Annotated in this window: 2 protein-coding genes; both read left to right on the forward strand. The window is 57.4% G+C overall.

Features of this window, described 5'->3' with window-relative positions; translation table 11 throughout:
- Positions 1-197 precede the first annotated feature (197 nt).
- Positions 198-797: a 50S ribosomal protein L25/general stress protein Ctc gene (locus ACIOMO_RS27940; protein ID WP_053123771.1), complete on the forward strand. Its 600-nt coding sequence runs from the start codon at positions 198-200 to the stop codon at positions 795-797.
- Between the two features lie 171 nt (positions 798-968).
- Positions 969-1,553 (forward strand): aminoacyl-tRNA hydrolase, encoded by a 585-nt coding sequence (gene pth, locus ACIOMO_RS27945; RefSeq protein ID WP_401244705.1) that lies wholly within the window; start codon positions 969-971, stop codon positions 1,551-1,553.
- Positions 1,554-1,592: the final 39 nt, after the last annotated feature.

Genomic DNA, 1,592 nt, shown 5'->3' on the forward strand with positions numbered 1-1,592 from the left:
CGAAGCGGTTCGCCGCATCAGCAATGAAGAATCGATCAGCGCGATGTTCCGTTAAGGGCCCTGCCCTTCTCGAAATGTCTCGTTGACGAAAAGCGCCCCGCCCCGGCATTCCTGCCGGGGCGGGGCTTTTTTGCCCATACCGTGTTTGGCGCTGGTCGCAAACGTCAACCCGGTCATGGCTATTTTGGAGATACACAATGAACGATTTTACTCTGAATGCTGAACTGCGTTCCGACCTGGGGAAAGGTGCGAGCCGCCGCCTGCGTCGTCTCGCCGCTCTGGTTCCAGCTGTTGTTTACGGTGGCGAAAAAGCCCCTGAATCCATCAGCATGCTGGCCAAAGAAGTTGCCAAACTGCTCGAAAACGATGCTGCCTACAGCCACGTTATCGAACTGAACGTTGGCGGCAAAAAGCAGAACGTCATCATCAAGGCTCTGCAACGTCACCCGTCCAAGGGTCACGTTCTGCACGCTGACTTCGTACGCGTCGTAGCCGGCCAGAAACTGACCGCTATCGTGCCTGTGCACTTTGTTGGTGAAGAAGCTCCGACCAAGAAAGGCGGCGAGATCTCGCACGTCCTGAACGAAATCGAAGTTTCCTGCCTGCCGAAAGATCTGCCTGAGTTCATCGAAGTCGACCTGTCGGCTCTGGAAATCGGCGCAATCGTTCACCTGTCCGACCTCAAAGCCCCTAAAGGCGTTGAGTTCGTTGCACTGGCTCACGGCGACGACAAAGCTGTTGCAAACGTACACGCTCCACGCGTTGCTCCAGAAGCTGAAGAAGGCGCAGCAGAGTAATTCACTCTGTCATGCCTGAGTGAGCAAGTAACATCGCGGACTGGAACGTAGCGAGAAAGCGGGCGAGAACGCGGAGTTTACATCCATGGTAAATGAGCATTTTTCGTCCACTTTCGCCGCTTTCCCTGATCGCGGCGATGTTACTCACCACTCAAAGGAAGGGCCCCTATCGTGACTGCCATCAAACTGATCGTTGGCCTGGGAAATCCAGGCGCCGAATACGACCAGACCCGGCATAACGCAGGGGCCCTTTTTGTTGAGCGCATCGCCCACGCACAGAATGTGAATCTTGTGGCCGATCGCAAATATTTCGGCCTGACCGGGCGCTATTCGCACCAGGGTCAGGATGTTCGTCTGCTGATTCCCACCACCTACATGAACCGCAGCGGCCAGGCCGTGGCGGCACTCGCCGGTTTCTTCCGCATCAAGCCTGAAGAAATCCTCGTGGCGCACGACGAACTCGACTTGCCTCCGGGCGTTGCCAAGCTCAAGCAGGGCGGCGGCCATGGCGGTCACAACGGGTTGCGCGACATCATTGCGCAACTGGGCAATCAGAATACGTTCTACCGCCTGCGGCTTGGCATTGGCCACCCGGGCGTCGCCAGTATGGTTTCAAATTTCGTCCTGGGTCGTGCGCCACGCGCCGAACAGGAAAAACTCGATGCCAGCATCGACTTTGCCCTCGGCGTGCTGCCGGATATCCTCGCCGGTGAATGGAACCGCGCGATGAAAATCCTGCACAGCCAGAAGGCCTGACTCTACTCCGAGGGGGCCGGGGAGGGGATGGATTTGCGG

This window comes from Pseudomonas sp. NPDC087804 (assembly GCF_044742965.1).
GTDB lineage: Bacteria > Pseudomonadota > Gammaproteobacteria > Pseudomonadales > Pseudomonadaceae > Aquipseudomonas > Aquipseudomonas rustica.

What these genes read in the sequence shown, in the direction of transcription:
- ACIOMO_RS27940 (WP_053123771.1), top strand. Translation starts at nt 198, where the DNA reads ATGAACGATTTTACTCTGAATGCTGAACTGCGTTCCGACCTGGGGAAA.